The sequence below is a fragment of the Myxococcales bacterium genome, from assembly GCA_016706225.1.
GTDB lineage: Bacteria > Myxococcota_A > Polyangia > Polyangiales > Polyangiaceae > JADJKB01.
Window position 1 is genome coordinate 38049 of record JADJKB010000021.1, and the last position, 16347, is coordinate 54395.

General features: G+C 69.8%; 18 protein-coding genes. 12 read left to right on the forward strand and 6 right to left on the reverse strand.

Features of this window, described 5'->3' with window-relative positions; genetic code table 11:
• Window positions 1–178 precede the first annotated feature (178 nt).
• The gene (locus IPI67_24875) at window positions 179–1954 is read left to right on the forward strand and encodes an IgGFc-binding protein (protein ID MBK7583411.1); all 1776 of its coding nucleotides are present in this window, start codon (window positions 179–181) and stop codon (window positions 1952–1954) included.
• 123 nt (window positions 1955–2077) lie between these two features.
• Window positions 2078–2875, forward strand: coding sequence for a hypothetical protein (locus IPI67_24880; protein MBK7583412.1), 798 nt, complete (start codon window positions 2078–2080; stop codon window positions 2873–2875).
• Window positions 2876–2928: 53 nt separating this feature from the next.
• On the opposite strand, the gene IPI67_24885 is transcribed toward IPI67_24880, so the two are convergent.
• Window positions 2929–3204, reverse strand: coding sequence for a transposase (locus IPI67_24885; protein ID MBK7583413.1), 276 nt, complete (start codon window positions 3202–3204; stop codon window positions 2929–2931).
• A gap of 143 nt (window positions 3205–3347) precedes the next feature.
• Window positions 3348–3605: a hypothetical protein gene (locus IPI67_24890; protein MBK7583414.1), complete on the reverse strand. Its 258-nt coding sequence runs from the start codon at window positions 3603–3605 to the stop codon at window positions 3348–3350.
• A gap of 153 nt (window positions 3606–3758) precedes the next feature.
• Here IPI67_24890 and IPI67_24895 point away from each other — a divergent pair, with 153 nt between their 5' ends.
• Complete coding sequence (locus tag IPI67_24895) at window positions 3759–4241, forward strand: DM13 domain-containing protein (protein ID MBK7583415.1); 483 nt, start codon at window positions 3759–3761, stop codon at window positions 4239–4241.
• 10 nt (window positions 4242–4251) lie between these two features.
• Here IPI67_24895 and IPI67_24900 read toward each other — a convergent pair whose 3' ends face one another.
• The gene (locus tag IPI67_24900; GenBank protein MBK7583416.1) at window positions 4252–5481 is read right to left on the reverse strand and encodes a DNA polymerase IV; all 1230 of its coding nucleotides are present in this window, start codon (window positions 5479–5481) and stop codon (window positions 4252–4254) included.
• A 124-nt stretch (window positions 5482–5605) separates the two neighbouring features.
• Here IPI67_24900 and IPI67_24905 point away from each other — a divergent pair, with 124 nt between their 5' ends.
• The 5 genes from IPI67_24905 to IPI67_24925 all read left to right on the forward strand — a co-directional run bounded on the left by IPI67_24905 (window position 5606) and on the right by IPI67_24925 (window position 9945).
• Entirely contained in the window at window positions 5606–7105 is a 1500-nt protein-coding gene (locus IPI67_24905) for a serine/threonine protein kinase (GenBank protein ID MBK7583417.1), read from the forward strand.
• Window positions 7102–7989, forward strand: coding sequence for a hypothetical protein (locus IPI67_24910; GenBank protein MBK7583418.1), 888 nt, complete (start codon window positions 7102–7104; stop codon window positions 7987–7989). Before IPI67_24905 ends, IPI67_24910 begins: the two co-directional genes overlap by 4 nt.
• Window positions 7990–8001: 12 nt before the next feature.
• Complete coding sequence (locus IPI67_24915; GenBank protein MBK7583419.1) at window positions 8002–8505, forward strand: hypothetical protein; 504 nt, start codon at window positions 8002–8004, stop codon at window positions 8503–8505.
• A gap of 133 nt (window positions 8506–8638) precedes the next feature.
• A complete protein-coding gene (gene arsM / locus IPI67_24920; GenBank protein MBK7583420.1) occupies window positions 8639–9490 on the forward strand; it encodes an arsenite methyltransferase in 852 nt (283 codons plus the stop codon).
• The gene (locus IPI67_24925; protein MBK7583421.1) at window positions 9487–9945 is read left to right on the forward strand and encodes a winged helix-turn-helix transcriptional regulator; all 459 of its coding nucleotides are present in this window, start codon (window positions 9487–9489) and stop codon (window positions 9943–9945) included. Before arsM ends, IPI67_24925 begins: the two co-directional genes overlap by 4 nt.
• Before the next feature lie 154 nt (window positions 9946–10099).
• Here IPI67_24925 and IPI67_24930 read toward each other — a convergent pair whose 3' ends face one another.
• The 3 genes from IPI67_24930 to IPI67_24940 form a co-directional block, all read right to left on the reverse strand.
• Window positions 10100–10795, reverse strand: a complete 696-nt coding sequence (locus IPI67_24930; GenBank protein ID MBK7583422.1) for a hypothetical protein — start codon at window positions 10793–10795, stop codon at window positions 10100–10102.
• A gap of 415 nt (window positions 10796–11210) precedes the next feature.
• Window positions 11211–11708, reverse strand: a complete 498-nt coding sequence (locus IPI67_24935) for a hypothetical protein (GenBank protein MBK7583423.1) — start codon at window positions 11706–11708, stop codon at window positions 11211–11213.
• Window positions 11695–11949 carry a hypothetical protein gene (locus IPI67_24940; GenBank protein MBK7583424.1) on the reverse strand — a complete coding sequence of 85 codons (255 nt, stop codon included), beginning with the start codon at window positions 11947–11949 and terminating at the stop codon, window positions 11695–11697. The genes IPI67_24935 and IPI67_24940 overlap by 14 nt, the downstream gene beginning before the upstream one ends.
• Before the next feature lie 9 nt (window positions 11950–11958).
• On the opposite strand from IPI67_24940, the gene IPI67_24945 reads away from it, so the two are divergent.
• The 4 genes from IPI67_24945 (at window position 11959) to IPI67_24960 (ending at window position 16106) form a co-directional block, all read left to right on the forward strand.
• Window positions 11959–12183, forward strand: a complete 225-nt coding sequence (locus tag IPI67_24945; GenBank protein MBK7583425.1) for a DNA-binding protein — start codon at window positions 11959–11961, stop codon at window positions 12181–12183.
• Between the two features lie 2375 nt (window positions 12184–14558).
• Complete coding sequence (locus IPI67_24950) at window positions 14559–14933, forward strand: hypothetical protein (protein ID MBK7583426.1); 375 nt, start codon at window positions 14559–14561, stop codon at window positions 14931–14933.
• Between the two features lie 54 nt (window positions 14934–14987).
• Window positions 14988–15329: a DUF2004 domain-containing protein gene (locus IPI67_24955; protein MBK7583427.1), complete on the forward strand. Its 342-nt coding sequence runs from the start codon at window positions 14988–14990 to the stop codon at window positions 15327–15329.
• Window positions 15330–15347: 18 nt separating this feature from the next.
• Window positions 15348–16106: an SDR family oxidoreductase gene (locus tag IPI67_24960; protein ID MBK7583428.1), complete on the forward strand. Its 759-nt coding sequence runs from the start codon at window positions 15348–15350 to the stop codon at window positions 16104–16106.
• The last annotated feature ends 241 nt before the right edge of the window (window positions 16107–16347 follow it).

Consider the following 16347-nt stretch of genomic DNA (forward strand, 5'->3'; position numbering starts at 1 on the left):
TCTGTACCGGGTGAAGATGCCTTGATGGCTGTTGCTCCGTTCGAGCTGCAGGGGCGCGGCAAAACGACGTCACAGTCATCTCGGGCCCACCGATCGACGGTCGGGCTACGCTGAACATCGAGCGCGTCACTTGGCAGCCACGCCGGGACACGCGATAGTCGAGTCCGGGAGCGGCAATATGCGAATCGGTGGCGTATCACTCGCGTCGGCGCTCGTCGCGATGGGAGCGGCTGCGGCGTGTGGCAGTGAGTCCGGCGGTGGAGGCAAGGGTGGCTGCCCGCAAGGGGAGACCCGGGCTTGTGTCGGGCCCGGAGCATGTCAGGGCGGGCAAACCTGCGGCAAGGACGGCTCCTGGGGCGCGTGCGACTGCGGGGGTGGCAGCGGCGGAGGCGGAGCAGGCGGTGGGCCGAGCGGTGGCGCAGCGGGCAGCGGTTCCGCCGGCGGAGCTGGAGGCAGCGGTGGCGGTGTCGGTGGAACCGCCGGTGGTGGCGGAACCGGCGGCGGCGTGCCAATCAGCGGCGTGCCGTCGACGTGTGCCGAGGCCGGGCTTCAGAAGTCGACCTACGGGTGCGAGTTTTGGCCGACGGTCACGCCCACGAGCGTGTGGTCCATCTTCGACTTCGCCATCGTGGTCGTGAACCCGCACACTGCGAGTGTCGACGTCACGGTGACGCGCGCGGGGACGACCGTGAACGAGAAACTGGCTGGAAAGACGTCCAAGATCATCTTCCTGCCGTGGGTGAGCGGGCTCAAAGGCGACGACAGCAACTGCAACGGGAGTGCAGTGCCGAGCGGCGGCACGGTGCGGGTCGACGGCGGAGCGTATCGGGTCACCAGCTCCTTGCCTGTTGGAGTGACGCAGTTCAGTCCCATCGAATACAAGGACCAAGGAGGTCCCCCCGGGAAGAGCTGGGCCGCTTGTCCCGGGCTGAGTTGCAGCATGGGCTGCTTCGCATACACCGCAGACTCGTCGGTCCTGCTGCCGACCAGCGCTCTGGGCACGAGCTATCGCGCCGTCGGCCCTTTGGGTTGGAGCACCGTCGGCCTGGACATCGGTCCGACGCTGACCGTCACGGCTGCCAGCGACAACACCAAGCTGAGCGTGACACTTTCGTTCAGCGCAACGCTGAAGGGTGGCGGTGGCATTTCGGCCCAACCCGCGGGCGGAACGTTTGAGCTCTACTTGAACAAGAGCGACGTCGTAGTGCTCCAGGGGCAGAGCACGGCAGATCTCAGCGGAACTTTGATCTCCGCTGACAAGCCGGTCCAGGTCATTTCGGGTGCGTCCTGCGTCCAGGTCCCACAGGGCACTCAGGCCTGCGATCATCTGGAAGACGCGCTGCCCCCGGCGCACGCACTGGGCAAGAGCTACGTCGTTCCCGTGCCGCAGGGACCAAAGGGTGCCCCCGTCTCGCACGTCGTGAAGATCGTGGGGCACGTGGATGGAACGAATTTGACCTACTCGGGGACGAAGCCTGCGAAAGCGCCGAGCTCGCTGGCGGCGGGTCAGCTCGCGGACCTCGGACTGGTCGCAGCCGACTTCTCGGTCGTCGCCGATCAGCCCATCGCCGTCATGTCGTTCATCCCTGGGGGCGCCCTACTCGATCCCCTGACCCCAGCTCCGAATCAGGTGGGCGACCCGGCCTTACGGCAGGTGGTATCCGTATCTCAGTTCCGCACGCAATACAGTGTGAGCGCGGCGCCCGACTATCCTTCGTCTCACTTCGAGCTGGTCGTTCCGAGCGGCGCGACCGTGACTCTCGACGGCAATCCCGTGACCGGCACTCCGAAGGCGATCGGCACCTCGGGGTTCGGCGTGCTGACCATCCCCGCCGACGCGACGGGTCTGGTGTTCCACACGCTGACCGGCGACAAACCTTTCGGCTTGCAGCTGGTCGGCTACGGCCAATACACCGCCTACGCCCACCCCGGCGGCTTCGACGCAAAGCCCTAGCCAGTAGCATGAGGCCCCGGCGTACCGTTACGAGCCTCGCCGGCGCGCGCCCGACCGCACGACAAGAACGGGCAGCCAAGACCCAGCTTGCAACCGCGGGCCGCGGGTCTATGGTTGTCCAGCATGAAACGTGGGGTGGGGTGGGGTCTTGGCTTCGCGTTGCTCGCGACCGCTTGCGGTGGGAGTGAGGACGCCGCTGGCGGTGGCGGCGCCGATGCGGCCGCTGGCGGCAGTGCCGACGCGGCCGCTGGCGGCGGTGCTGCGGGTGCCAGTGCGACGGGCGGCACCAGTGCGGCGGGTGGCACCAGCGCGACGGGTGGCACCAGCGCGACGGGTGGCACGACCAGTGGTGGGGCACCGGGCGGCGGCGGGTCGAGCGGTACGGCGGGCGTGGGCGGAACCGGGGGCAGCGGCGCCGTTTGCGGAAGCCTGCCGTTTGGCGCCCCTGCGGCCTGCGTGAGCTGCGTCGAGGCAAAGTGCTGCTCCCAGATGAAGGGATGCGCCAGCGACGCCGACTGCGTTGCTCTGCGCACCTGCGGCGGGAAACCGGGGTGCTCTTCTGGGCCCTGCTGGCAGCAATGCAAGGTCGACCATGCAGGAGGGCTCCCCGAAATGAACGTGTTCAGCGCGTGCATGGCTCACGAGTGCACGGCCGAGTGCGTCATGCCAACGTCTCTGGTTTGTGGCGTGACCATCCAGGACGCCGCGTGCTCGACGTGTGCGCAGGCGCAGTGCTGCGCCGAGATGTACGCTGCCTCCCAGTCCAGCGAGTACTGGGTGTGGACGCAGTGCTACTCGGGATGCGGGACGGACACGGTTTGCATGCAGAAGTGCGACGCGGATCACCCGGCGGGATCGGCGCTCTACGTCACGTACGGAAACTGTCTCCTACAGCAATGTTGGACGGCTTGCGGCAGCTGAAAGTGAGAGGATCAGTACAAGGGCGTACTGTCCGAAAACTGGTCCGCGCGAAATCAAGCCGCATCCCGGTGGTAGTAGCGGAGCGTTCCGCCGAGCCGCTCCCGACATCGAATCGTCCGCCCGCCGTTCGAGTTTGCGGGCGGGGCTTCGATCAGCGCGTTGCCGAGGCCCTGATGGTTTCTCTCGAGATGGTAGTGCTCGACGTAGTCGGCCACGATCTGTCGAAGGTGTTGCTCGCCGAGCGGGATGACACGCCGCAGGCACTCGTGCCTGATTGATCGAACGAACCTCTCCGCATACGCATTCGGGCTCGGGCTCCTGGCCGGCAAACGCGGTGGCCGGCTTTCTGAGTCTCGGGCGAAGTACCATCAGGCAAGTCCTGGCGGGTTTTCGTTGGCCATTCGAACGACGAGGCTCGCAAACGCGGACCGTGTCATCGGCCGACCGGGGTCGGTCACCACCGGCCCCGTTTTCATTTTGTCGGCGCCCGAGCAGGGGGAACATCGCTGGGCAGCTTCGCGAGCAGCCGGCGGACCTCCGTGTTGCCCGGGTACGAATCGAGCACGGCCAAAAGCAGCTCGCGAGCACGACCCGCATTGCCGCGGAGGAGCGCCTCGGTCGCGCGGTCGATCTGCTCCTGCAACACGTCCTCCGTGCGCGGCGAGCTTTTGGGGTCGGCGCGACGGGCACTCGGAATTTCGGGTTGCGTCGTCTTGTTCGTGGCCGTCATCACAATCCACCAGAGAGCAAGGCGCGCGCCAGGCGTTTTCCCGGCAGAACGTCGGTTCCCCGCGCACAACCCGCAGGGTACTGACAGCAACCTGCAGGCTCCAGTCGACAGCAGCGGAGGAGCTACACCGCATTCCGTGCCAGGATGTCCGACATGAGTCGGCGGAAGCTGTTGTTGGTCGGCGCCGCCGTTGTCGCCCCCGCCATCGCTTTTGCTGTCTACTGGTTCGGCCCCCACTACTTGTTCATCAACCAGCAGGTGAACGAGACCGCGCCCACCGGCATGGCGACGGTGGCGAGCGGAGCGTTCCAGAGCCTGGAGCACGAGACAAAGGGCACGGCTTCACTGGTTGCGCTCGCGGACGGGAAACACCTGCTACGGCTGGACGAGCTCCACACCTCGAATGGCCCCGAGCTCCATGTGTACCTGTCGGCCGTGGCTCCGCAGAAGGACTGGTCCGTCTACGATGACGGGGAGTTCGTCGATCTTGGGCCCCTGAAGGGCAACATCGGCTCCGCCAACTACGAAATCCCAGCCGGGGTGGACGTATCGAAGTACGTGAGCGCCGTGGTGTGGTGCCGGCGCTTCAGCGTCGGGTTCGGCGTGGCACCCCTGACGCGCAGGTCGAGCCCGTAGGCAGCCCGGCTCACTGGCGCTTGCCCTTTCCGAGTGAAGCGGCCAGGTGTACGGCGTCGTAGCCATAGCGCTTGCGCACCTGATCGATCGCGGTGAAGACCGGTGGTGCGCGGCGGAACGGCAACGGAAGCTGCCGCGCCTCGTCCTCGGCTACCAGCTTCGACAGGGCAATGCCGAGCAAGCGAATCGGCAAGGGTCGGGTCCGGGCAGCGCGGTAGAGCTCCGTCACCGTGCAGAGGACCACCGCCTCTTCGTGGGTGGGCTCGACGCTCCGCGAGCGACTCAGCGTCACGAAATCGGAGTAACGCAGCTTGAGTGTGATGGTCCGCGCCCGGATCCCGCGCTTGCGCGCTCGAAAACACACCCGCTCGACCAAGCCGAGGAGCTGCGCGAAGATCTTGGCTTCGTCTCCCAGCGAAGCGAAGAACGTCCGCTCGTTGGAGATGCTCCCGACGTGCAGCCCTTCTGGGTCGTGCTCACTGAACGCGGGCCGCTCGCGCGCGAGCGGGGTTCGAGTTCCCTCCCCGCTGAGCTCACGCAGCAGCAGCGCCAAGATGCGGCCATATCGGGCCCGTGTTGCCCCGGTCGGCAGACCCACCAGATCGCCGAGGGTGTGGATCTGGTCCGCGGCCATCCGCGCTTCGGCGCTCGGTCCAATGCCAGGCAGTTTGCGCACGGCAAGCGGCAACAAGAACTCAGGCTCGGTCCCCTGCGCTACGAACAAGACGCCTTCGGGTTTGGCTCGACCGCTCGCCACCTTCGCGATGATGCGCGTGCCGCCGATGCCCGCACTCGCGGGCAGCCCTACCTCGCTGCGAATGGCGCGACACATCTCGCGCACCACACGCTCGATGACGAGGTCGCCATCTTCGCCGGGGGCCTGCCGATACAGCTCCTCGCAGCCGGCAAAGTCGAGGTAGAACTCGTCGATGCTCGCGGTGCGCACCTCGGGTGTGAACCGATCGAGCACGGCGCGCACGCGCTTGGCGTAGTCCCCGTACACACCGTGACGCGTCGGAAGGAAGATCGCGTGAGGGGGCGCCAGGCGGCTCGCGTCGCGCAGCGACATTCCCGAGCGCACGCCGAACTCCCGCACCTCGTAGCTCGCCGCGGTGACGACCCCCCGGGACCCGCGGCGCCCGCCCACGACCACGGGTTTACCGATCAAGGACGGATCGAAGAGGCGCTCCACGGACACAAAGAACGTGTCGAGATCGAGGCAACAGATCCGCGCCGCCATGATACTGAACAAGTATACAGCACTCCGAGCCTGACAGGCACGTTTTCCCAGGATTCACAGCGAATGTCTGGCCTCCCGGCGGCCTGTCAGTCCTCAGGGGGTCAGCTTGCTATACGCTGAGCCCGTGTCCGGATCCGTGCCGAGCGGAGCGACCCACCCGCTGCCCGCGTCGCTCGGTCGTTACCAAGTGCTCGGGGCGATTGCCAGCGGCGGCATGGCGACGGTGTACTTGGCGCGCGTGACCGGCCTCGCCGGCTTCGAGCGTGAAGTCGCGATCAAGATCACCCATTCGCATCTCCGAGACGAGCCGGACTTCGTCACCGCGCTGATCGACGAGGCACGCCTAGCCGGGCGCATTCGCCACCAGAACGTGGTGTCGATCTTGGATGTCGGAGTCGACTCGGCGGGGGTGTTCATCGTCATGGACTACGTCGACGGCGATTCGTTATCGACCGTGCTCCGAGCCATGCGCAAACAAGACCTTGTCGTGCCGATCGGCATTGCCCTGCGCATCATCGACGACACCCTCGCCGGCTTGCACGCCGCCCACCAGCTAGCGGACGCCGAAGGCAACTTGCTCGGCCTCGTTCACCGCGACGTCACACCGCACAACATCTTGTTGGCCACGGACGGCGTGTCACGCTTGGCCGACTTCGGCATCGCGAAAGCCGCAAGCCGCCTCGGAAGCACCAGCACCGGCCTGGTGAAAGGCAAGGCGGCCTACATGTCGCCCGAACAAGCTCAAGGGGCCGAGGTCGACCGGCGCTCTGACGTGTGGGCAGCGGGCGTCGTAGCCTGGGAGCTCCTGACCGGGCAGCGCCTCTACGACGGACCGAACGACGCTGCGATCCTGTTCAAGATCGTGCGCGAGCGACCGATGCGCGTCAAACACCTGCGCAAGGACGTGCCAGACGAAATAGACGCGAGTCTGGCTCGAGCCCTCGAGCCCGACCCGGCGAAGCGCTTCGCCAGCGCCGAGGAGTTCGCAGACGCGCTGGCAGAGGCCGCCGAGAAGCACCAGCTGAAGGCGGACCATCGGGAGGTTCGCCGGTTCTTCGAGCCGATCCTCGCGCCGCTGATCGAGAAACGTGCAGCGCGCATGCGGGACGCGGCGGCGGGGCTCGAGGCCCGCTCGAACCCGTCGAACCCCATCCCAGCGAGCGACCCACGCGGCGGGCTCCTGCCGCCGCACACGCCCACCGTCCGTTCGTCGCCGCCGTTCGATACGGCGCTCGCCCCAGCTGCGAACAACCAGCCTGGCACGGGTGGCACCTCGGCGATCGATCTGCCGCCGGTCGCTCGGAGCTCCCCCCGCCCCTGGGTGGTCGGCGCGGTGGCCGGGGGCTCCGTCGTGGCAGCCTTCGGACTCGTGGCGTTCCTGGGGTCATCGACGGACGAGGGCTCCAAGCCAGCGACGACCGCCGCTACCTCGCAGTTGAACCTGCCACCGCCGACCCCAACACCGTCCCCGACCTCAGCGCCGGAACCCGATCCCGTCGGCGCCGTTCATGACGCGGGCGCCGATGCTGCTCCCGCGGGCGATGCCGCACCCAAGCGTGTTGTCGCCCCGGTGTATTCGGATGACAAGGTGCCGCTGGGCAACCCCTACAAGAAGGGCAAATGATCACTCGGCTCTGGCTCTATTTGCTGCTTGCCACCGTGCTCTTCGCGACGCTGCCAGCGCGCGCCGAAGGCTCCGACGCAAGCGCAGCAGCGAAACGCTTCGACGAAGGGCTACTGCTGTTCAAGCGCAAGAAATTCGTCGAGGCTGCCGACGCCTTCCACGACGCCTACCGAATTCATCCTCACGGCGACGCGCTCTTCAATGCTGGGCTCGCGTGGGAAGGCGCCGGCAGGCGCGCGGTTGCTGCGACCGCTTACGCGCGTGCGCTCGAAGAAGGAATTACCGGCAAGGGTGAAAGCAAGGCTCGCGCGAGCTTGGCGGCACTCGAGAGACACCTGGCGAAGATCGAGCTCACGATGCCCCCCGGCTCCACGGCGCGCGCGGATGTGCTGTCGCTCGAGGGCGAGCGGGTCACGCTCTACGTCGACCCGGGCTCTCACGCCCTGATCGTCACCCTGAAGGACGGCCAACGTCTCACCCGGTTGGTCGATGCCGCCCCGGGAGAGACGCTGACGGAGCGCATCGAAACGCCGAAGCCGCCACCGCCCCCACCCAAGCCCACCCCTCCACCGAAACGCTCCAAAGCCGGTCCGTGGCGAACGGCAGGCTGGGTCTCGCTCGGCGTCGCAGGCCTAGCGACCGGCGGCGCGGTGATTTTCGGCTTGAACGCGCTGAGCGCCCGGGATGAATTCAAGAGCTCGGGGCAGACCGACCAAGGCGCCCGCGATCGCGCCGTGCGCAACATGCACGTTACGAATATCTGTTGGGGGGTTGCCGCGGTCGGAGCAGTGGGCAGCGGCGTCCTGCTCCTGTACGTCGCACCGCACGTGGACGCCTCGGGCCCCGAAAAAACGAGCGGGCTCATGCTTCACGGCGCCTTCTGATACGATGCGCTCATGGCTCGGGCCTTACGCTGGCTGATGGCTGGGATCGGCTCTCTGGGAGTCGCGGCGGGCTGTTCGCTCGACCTGGGGCCAGCGCTCACGCCAGCCAAAGACGCGGGGACTGACGCCAAGAGCGACGCCATGGTCTTTGTGTTGCCTCCTGGTTGCCTGAACTCCGACGTCGTGCAAGCCACGTGTGATCCCCGCTCCAACGCCGGCTGCGGCGACTACCGCGGGTGTGATCGGGGCGGCTACACTCAGCCGCGGCTCGTGTGTCTGCCGACTGACGGGGTGCAGCTCGGGGGGAAGTGCGACGCCGTCGACGGTCCCTATTGCGCAGGAAAGTATTCGTGCAACGGAACACCCGGCGTCTGCACGAAGTTCTGCTGCACGAACGCCGAATGTCCTGGTGGAACGTGCCTGACGTTCGACCCGTTCCTCGGGAGCTTGGGGATCTGCAGCAACGCGGGCGACGCGGGACCGGGCGACGCCAGCTCGCCCGACGCGGGCGACTGAGCCTGCCGAGGGCGGTCTCCCGGCGCCCCAGAATCAGCTCGGCTCGAGGAAGTGGCCGCCATGGCGCGCCCTTGACAATAGTTGCAGTACTCATATATTGCAGCCCACACCCTTTCACTGGAGCCAAAAACCCATGCCTCAATCCGACCCGAGTCCCCGCCCCGACAACGACGACAGCATCCGCGCCAACGTTCGCGCCGGCTACGCAGCAGTCGCAACAAAGGAACGCTCCTGCTGCGGCCCGAGCTGCTGCGCACCGGAGACCAACCCGCGCGGCACGGCAGAACGGCTGGGTTACCAGGCCAGTGAGCTCGAAGCCATCCCCGAAGAAGCGAACCTGGGACTTGGCTGCGGCAATCCCACGGCGCTCGCCGCGCTCCGACCTGGGGAGACCGTGCTCGACCTCGGCTCTGGAGCTGGCATCGACTCCTTGATCGCGGCGCGCAAGGTCGGCCCGGAGGGGCGTGTGATTGGTGTCGACATGACGCCGGAGATGCTGGAACGGGCCCGCGCGAACGCGGTGAAGATGGGGATCTCGCGCACGGTGGAGTTCCGCGAGGGAATCATCGAAGCGCTGCCGGTCGTCGACAGCAGCGTCGACGTGGTGATCTCGAACTGTGTGATCAACCTCAGCCCGGACAAACCCAAGGTGTTCCGCGAGATGTTTCGGGTGTTGAAGCCCGGCGGCCGGGTCGCGGTCTCGGACATCTGCCTGCGCGAGCCGCTCCCGGCGGACATTGCCAGCATGGCGGAGGCCTACATCGGCTGCATCTCCGGCGCGCTGCTCGAGAGTGACTACGAAGAGGCGGTGCGCGCCGCGGGTTTCTCGAACGTGACGACGAACAGCCGCTCCGCAGCGCCGATGCTCGACGCATTGCTCGAAGATCCGACTCTGAGCGCGGTGGTCCAAGGCATCGGCAGCGAGCGATTGCGTGCCATTGCGGACACGGTGCGCAGCGTCAGCCTGGAAGCGACCAAGCCGTGAGCCCTTTTGCCCAGGAGCTGGTGGCCATCTGCCGGGTGTTTGGCGTCTTCGAGCGCGAGGCGGTCTGCTGCGGAACCGTCACGGTTCCGCAGTGTGTGGCGCTGCAGGCGCTGCTCGAGGGGGATCTCGACGTCGCGAGCGTGGCCGAGCGAATGGGCGTGACCCCCAGCGCGGCAACGCGCCTGGTCGATGGGCTGGAGGGCAACAGCTGGGTCGAGCGGCGCCGCGACCCGAACGATCGACGGCGCATCGAGGTCACGCTGACCCCCGCAGGCAAGAAGGAGGCAGAACGACTGCGCGACCTCACCGAGCAAGCGACCGAAGCGATCCTATCGGCGGTGCCCGCAGGCAAGCGCGCCCAGGTGACGGAGTCCGTGCGTCTGTTACGGGAGGCGGTGGAGAAAGCACGAGGCGCCATCACCGACTGCTGCGGCACGCCCTGCGGCGGGGGATGATCGCGGCGGGTTTTCTCGCTGGCGGCCTTCATCAAGGGCGAACCCGCCGGCTTAGAATGGGGCTCGCGGAAGTTGACGGATCGTTCGTCATGCGACGTTTGGGTTCCATTGCGGGCGGAACGAGGGCTCTGTGGAAATTCATGGAGGTGGGGCGTTACTCGCGGATCGCGAAGGCTGCGCCCTGGGGGTCTTCGCAGACTGCGATGCGGTCGCCGCGTTCAGTTGTGAACGGACCCAGCACTACGCCACCGTTGTGACGCACAGCATCCATTGCGCGATCGACCCCAGGTACGCGCAACTGAAACTGCCAATGCGGGTGAACGTCGGTCCGCGTCTCGACGTCGGTCATCGATCCGACGGCGATGCCACCGCGCTCACACGCGAACGGATGGAAGACTCCGCTGGTCCCCAGATCAACCGCCGCTGCGAACTCCCACCCGAACAACTCGCCATAGTTGGCTTTCGCGCGCACGACGTCAGCCGTGTGCAGCATGTACCAGACCACGTCGGGCCCGGTGCTTGCGGACGCGATGTCTTGAGCGGACCGTTCCGCCGGTTGCGCGAGGGCGATGACCGCGCCGCCTGGATCGCGCATGACCGCAGCCTTCAACCCTTCAGGGTTCACCCAGGTCGGCCCCAACGCAGTCGCACCGCGCTCCGCGAACGCAGCTGCGGCACGATCCACGTCACCCACGTCAAGAAAGCCCAACCAGTGGGGCCGAGCACCGCGCGCCACAGCCTGTTCGTGCAGCGGCACCACATCCAGTACGCAGTCCCCCAGCACCGTCGCATAGAACGCGCGCGCCGCATCCACATCGGACGTCCGCAGCAGCACCTGAAAGAATCGCATCGTCGCCACTGTTGATCACGTTCAGCGTTGGCGTCCACACTTCAGGTCTCCGGCGAGGCCTCGACCCGAGGTGGATCGATGAGGCGCTCCAGGCCACGGGCACGGCAACGCTGCGTTCGGTGAATCCGCGGACGTGCGTGTCCCGAAGGTGTACGCCGGCGTCTCCTCGAAGCACCTGCTGGTGCTCGAGTACCTCGACGGAGTCCGCATCACGGACCTCGAGGCCCTCGAACGTGCGGGGCACGACCGGCGTTGTGCCTCGAGCGACGCACGTCTCGGTGATGGAGCACGACGTGCGCGTCGCATGAGCAGCAATCCGCACGAAGCGTGGAAGGTCGGCCATGGCAGGCAGGCAGACGCCTGCGCCGCCGCGCACGTGCGCGCTGTCAGCTCGAGTGCAGCGCGCTCGGGCCCGTCAGCTTTGGCGCGACTTCTGCTCGTCGAGAGTCGCGATGAGCAACGGCAGCACCGCGCGATCCTTCGCGCGGTTCGCGCGAGCTTTGACCTCGATGAGTCGTGGCAACCCAAGCACGCGCACCACCACCGAGCCCGTCTCTACGAGCAGCGTGTCCTCTACGAGCTCGTCATACCCCTCGCCCGGCGCCAACTCGCACAGGACGTCGAGCTTCCCGTGGTTGGTCTGCAGGTTCACGTGACCGGCGCCGAGCAAGACCTCGCGGGTGGGCGGCAGCCGTCTGTTCGCAAGGTCGAAGCGATGGAACGCTTCGTGAGCCAAGAGCCAGGCCAGCAGCCGATCGACGTTGTCGTCGGATCTCCGATGGACGATGTCGAGGTCGAAGGTCACCGCGGGAACGCCCTGCGCCACAGCCGCGCTCATCCCGACGACGATGAACTCGACGCCGGCACTGGCCAGCCCGACCAGCAGCGCCTGAGTATCATCAGCGAGCGACAACGCGCATTCCGGCGTACGCCGCCGCCATTTCGAAGCATGCCCGGAGCCGCTCCTCTGGCGTACGCTCCAGAGCGTCCCTGATCTGGGAGCGGTCGATGTCCTTGACGGCCAGGACGAGGTCCGATTGCTCGTCGCGCAACCGCCGCAGGAGTGGCCCGATGCGCCGGTCCGCATAAGTCTCGGCGTGAACGGGCTGGAAGTACCCCGCGAGCGTGGTCTCGTCGTAGCTGGGAGCGCCCACGCGAGGAGTATGCCACGGCCTAAGCTTGTCGTTCGTAGTTTCGCCATCTCCTTGGACGGCTTCAGCGCCGCACCTGGTCAGAGTCTCGAGGCGCCTTTTGGCAAGGACGGCCTCAAGCTCATGAACTGGGCCTGGGCCACGAAGTTCATCAACACCCTGTTCGGCAAGCCCGGCGGCGTCGAGGGCATCGACAACGATTTCATCGCCAAGTCCGATGACAACATCGGCGGCTAGCCCCAATGCCGATCGGTTAGGCACGCAATAGATCGTTTTCGTTTGTATTTTTCGGGGCCCTTTCCATGAGCGGCGGGCCCGCGCAGGATGCCGAGATCTCTCGAGGAGGTCTCGTTGTCATTTCTCCGCTTCGCGCTCGAAGAGCTCGCGGAGCAGCCCGGCCCGCCAGCGCTGGACACGTTCCGGCGAAGCCTCGACCCGAGGCGGATCGATGAGGCGCTCCAGGCCACGGGCCGGGGGCCGCGGGGGGGGGGGGCCGCGGGGGGGGGGGGGGGGGGGCCCGGGCCCGGGCCGGGGCGGGGGGGCGCGGGGGGGGGGGGGGGGGGGGGGGGGGGGTTCCGGCCGGGGGCGGCCCGGGGGGGGGGGGGGGGGGCGGCGGGGCCCCCCGCCCGGGCCGCCCGGGCCGGCGGGGCCCCGGGGGCGCGGCCCGGGGGGGGGGGGGGGGCCCGGGCGGGGGGGGGGCGGGGGGGGGGGGGGGGGGCCGCCGCGGCGGGGGGGGGGGGGGGGGGGGGGGGGCCCGGGGCGGGGGCGGGCCGGGGGGGGGGGGGGGGGCCGGGGGGGGGGGGGGCGCCGGCCGGGGCGCGGGGGCGGGGGGGGGGGGGCCGCCGGGCCGCGCCGCCGGGGGGGGGGGGGGGGGGGGGGGGGGGGGGGGGGGGGGGGGGGGGGGGGGGCCCCCGCGGGGGGGGGGGGGCGGGGGGGGGGGGGGGGGGGGGGGGCGGCGGGGGCGCGCCGCCGTTGCCGGGGGGCCCCCCCCCCCCGCCCTCCCCCCCGGGGGGGCCGCGGGGGGGCGGGCGCGGGGGCCCCCGGGGGGGGGGGGGGGGGGGGGGGGGGGGGGGGGGGGGGGGGGGGGGGGGGGGGGGGGGCGGGGGGGGCGGGGGGGGCGGCGGGGGGGGGGGGGGGGGGGGGGGGGGGGGGGGCGGCGGGGGGCGGCCCCCCCCCGGGGGGGGGGGGGGGCCCCCCCCCGGGGGGGGGGGGGGGGGGGGGGGGGGGGGCGGCCGGGGGGGGGGCCCGGCGCCCCCCCCCCCCCGGGGCCCCGGGGGGGTCCCCGGGGGGGGGGGGGGGGGGGGGGGGGGGGGGGGGGCCCCGGCCCCCGGGGGGGGGGGGGGGGGGGGGGCCCGGGGGGGGGGGGGGGGGGGGGGGGCCGGGGGGGCCGGGGGCCTCCCCCCCCCCCCCCCCCGGGGGGGGGGGGGGGGGGGGGGGGGGGGGGGGCCGCGCCCCCCCCCCCCCCCCCCCGGCGGGGGGGGGGGGGGGGGGGGGGGGGGGGGCCCCCGCCCCCCGGCCGGGGAGGGGGGGGGGGGGGCGGCCGGCGGGGGGGGCGGGCGGGGGCGGGGGGGGGGGGCGGCGGGGGGGGGGGGGGCCCGGGGCGGGGGGGGGGGGGGGGTAGGGGCGGCGCCGGGGGGCGGGGGAAGGGGCGGGGGGCCGGCGCGGGGGGGGGGGGGGGGGGCGGGGGGGGGGGGGGGGGGGCGGGCGGGGGGGGCGCGCGGGGGGGGGGGGGGCGCGCGGGGGCCGGCGGGCGCCGGGGGGGCGGGGGCCCCGGGGGGGGGGGGGGGGGCGGGGCGGCCCCGCGGGGGGCGGGGCGGGGGGGGGGGGGGGGGGGCGGGGGGGGGGGGGGGGCCCGGGGGGGGGGGGGGGGCGGGGGGGCCGGGGGGGGGGGGGGGGGGCCCCCCGGGGCCCGCCGGCGCCGGCCGGGCCGGGGGGCCGCCGCGGGGGGGGCCGGGGGGGGGGTGGGGGGGGGGGGGCGGGGGGGGGGGGGGGCGGGGGGGGGGGGGCGGGGGGGGGGGCCGGGGGGGGGGGGGGGGGGGGGCCGGCCCGGGCCGGGGGGCGGGGGGGGGCCCCCCGGGGCGAGGCGGCGGGGGGGCCCCCGGGGGCCCCCGCGCCCCGCCCGCGGCCCCGGGGGCCCCGCCGGGGGGGGGGGGGGGGGGGGGGGGGGGCGCCCCGGGCGGGGGGGGGGGGGGGCCGGGGGGGGGGGGGGCGGGGGGCCGGGGGCCGGGGCCCCCCCCCCGGGGCGGGGGGGGGGGGGGGGGGGCGGGGGCTCCATCCCCGGAGCCCAGCGCATGCGCGACAACGTGCTCCGCTTCGTCTTGCCCGAAAGGCGCCGCAACCGCGTCTATCCGCGCGCCGTGAAGATCAAGATGAGCAACTACGCCAAGAAACACCGCAAATCGCCCCGTCGGAGCGCTAAGTGAACGGCATTGCGGCTAGCCCAAGCAAACCGATCGTGCGAAGCTAGCGGAGAGAATGGGGCTCGCGGAAGTTGACGGATCGTCGTCATGCGACGTCTGGGTTCCGTTGCGGGCGGAACGAGGGCCTCTGCGAGCGTCGAGGCCCATGATCGACTTGTTGGCGTCCGGTAGTGGGTTCTATGATCCGCCGCGATGCGAATCGCATTGTGGATTTTGTTGCTCGTTTCGCTGGGTAACGTTGTCTCTTGTAACAAGAGCAGCGAGCAAGGCGCGGCCTGCCAAACTTCAATGCGGACCGTTGCAAGCGGCGAGTCAGCGGGCAAAGGCGGGGCGGCCCTGTCTTTCAAGTGCTCGGACCAGGTCATTCGGGAAGTAGAGTGCCTGTCGACAGTGGACGGCAACCCGGCGAGCGCACCGATGACCTGCAGTTGCAAAGCCTCGGGCGCGGCTACGAAGTCTTTTGACCTGCCCGCAGCCGAACGCGGGAAGCTTACTGTGGCGCCTGCGACGCCGGCGTTCATCAACGCGCAGTGCGGCTGGATGATGCCAACCGGCGCGGTGAAGTGAAATTCCAGAAACTCACTGCAGCTCGACTCCCTAGAAGTATCGGAGGACCCAACGATGCCCGCTGACGAAATCGAGCTCACTAGGCGCAAGAACGTCGCACTCGAAGCCATCAAACGCTCCCTTGGCACGGCGACCGGCGAGTACGGTGCCACGCTGTTCGCGTCCCACCATCTGGACGAGCTCGAACCGTCCTACTGGCGAGCTCACCTCGAGACCGACAAGCCGGAGCCTGCGCAGGTGCTCGATCTCCTCTCCCTGCAGTCGCATTGGAGCAAGGACGGTGAAGAGGGAATCGACACGCTCGACTTCGGGCTCCCGGGTGGCGTCTCAAACTACTTGCTCGCCGTTCGGTTCGACGCCAATGGCGAAGTCGAAGAGATCTCGATGGAGAGCTAGCCAGCGGGAGGGCGTGCAATGGCCACCCGGCAGACGGTTCTTCTAGTGGGCGGCACTGGACGCACGGGCCAGCGCGTCATGGAGCAGCTTCTGAGTAACGGCGCCACCGTCCGCGCCATCGTGCGATCCACTGAAAAGCTAAGTGCTAGCACCCGGCAACACCCCAATCTTGCGCTGGTCGAGGCCGACCTGCTGTCACTCGGCGACGAGGATGTACGCTTGCACCTTCGCGGTTGCGACGCCGTCATCTCGTGCCTCGGTCACGTCATCAGCTTCAAGGGCGTCTTTGGACCACCGCACGACCTCGTCGTGCAGTCCACGATGAGGCTGTGCCGCGGGATCGAGGCCCTGCAACCCCGAGAGCCCATCAAGCTCGTCCTCATGAGCAGCGTCTCGGTCAATCACCCCGGCGGACGCGACACGCTTCGCGGGATGTTCGAAAAGACGGTCATGTGGCTGCTTCGTGGTCTGGTCCCTCCGGCACGAGACAACCAGCGAGCTGCGGACTTTCTCTGGCGTAGCATCGGGCCGGACCATCCGTTCGTGCAGTGGGTGGCGGTCCGTCCCGACACGCTCCTAGAAGGCGATGTTTCGGAGTACGCGCTGCATGAGGGGCTCGTGAGCACTCTCTTTGCTCCTGCCAGCACCAATATTGCCAACGTGGCGCACTTCATGTGCGAGCTGGTGGGGAGCCCGAACGCTTGGGACGCCTGGAAGGGGAAGCTTCCCGTAATCATCAACGCATCCGCTCGAGACATTCGCCCTGTAGCGGCCTGACGACGCTCGCAACAAAGACGCTCCGCCGACCGACGACCCGACGCTCGGCACCGAAGCAGCCCTCAGCTCAGAAGCGCCTGAAAGCGAGGGCTCTCGCGATACGGAGCAAGCTCCTCGTCCCCGCGGAAGTCGTCCTTGAAGCTTAGCGATTCGCCCCCGCCGTTCGAAGAGGCGAACCTTTTCAGTGACAACGACGACCTCTGGGTTGGGACAGCTCCGCTGCTGCCCCACGCCGTGAACG

Bases quoted from the DNA above. Each gene is read 5' to 3' on its own strand.
- IPI67_24875 (MBK7583411.1), top strand. From the start codon at position 179: ATGCGAATCGGTGGCGTATCACTCGCGTCGGCGCTCGTCGCGATGGGA.
- IPI67_24880 (MBK7583412.1), top strand. From the start codon at position 2,078: ATGAAACGTGGGGTGGGGTGGGGTCTTGGCTTCGCGTTGCTCGCGACC.
- IPI67_24890 (MBK7583414.1), bottom strand. From the start codon at position 3,605: ATGACGGCCACGAACAAGACGACGCAACCCGAAATTCCGAGTGCCCGT.
- IPI67_24895 (MBK7583415.1), top strand. From the start codon at position 3,759: ATGAGTCGGCGGAAGCTGTTGTTGGTCGGCGCCGCCGTTGTCGCCCCC.
- IPI67_24900 (MBK7583416.1), bottom strand. From the start codon at position 5,481: ATGGCGGCGCGGATCTGTTGCCTCGATCTCGACACGTTCTTTGTGTCC.
- IPI67_24910 (MBK7583418.1), top strand. From the start codon at position 7,102: ATGATCACTCGGCTCTGGCTCTATTTGCTGCTTGCCACCGTGCTCTTC.
- IPI67_24915 (MBK7583419.1), top strand. From the start codon at position 8,002: ATGGCTCGGGCCTTACGCTGGCTGATGGCTGGGATCGGCTCTCTGGGA.
- arsM (MBK7583420.1), top strand. From the start codon at position 8,639: ATGCCTCAATCCGACCCGAGTCCCCGCCCCGACAACGACGACAGCATC.
- IPI67_24930 (MBK7583422.1), bottom strand. From the start codon at position 10,795: ATGCGATTCTTTCAGGTGCTGCTGCGGACGTCCGATGTGGATGCGGCG.
- IPI67_24945 (MBK7583425.1), top strand. From the start codon at position 11,959: ATGCCACGGCCTAAGCTTGTCGTTCGTAGTTTCGCCATCTCCTTGGAC.
- IPI67_24950 (MBK7583426.1), top strand. From the start codon at position 14,559: ATGCGAATCGCATTGTGGATTTTGTTGCTCGTTTCGCTGGGTAACGTT.
- IPI67_24955 (MBK7583427.1), top strand. From the start codon at position 14,988: ATGCCCGCTGACGAAATCGAGCTCACTAGGCGCAAGAACGTCGCACTC.
- IPI67_24960 (MBK7583428.1), top strand. From the start codon at position 15,348: ATGGCCACCCGGCAGACGGTTCTTCTAGTGGGCGGCACTGGACGCACG.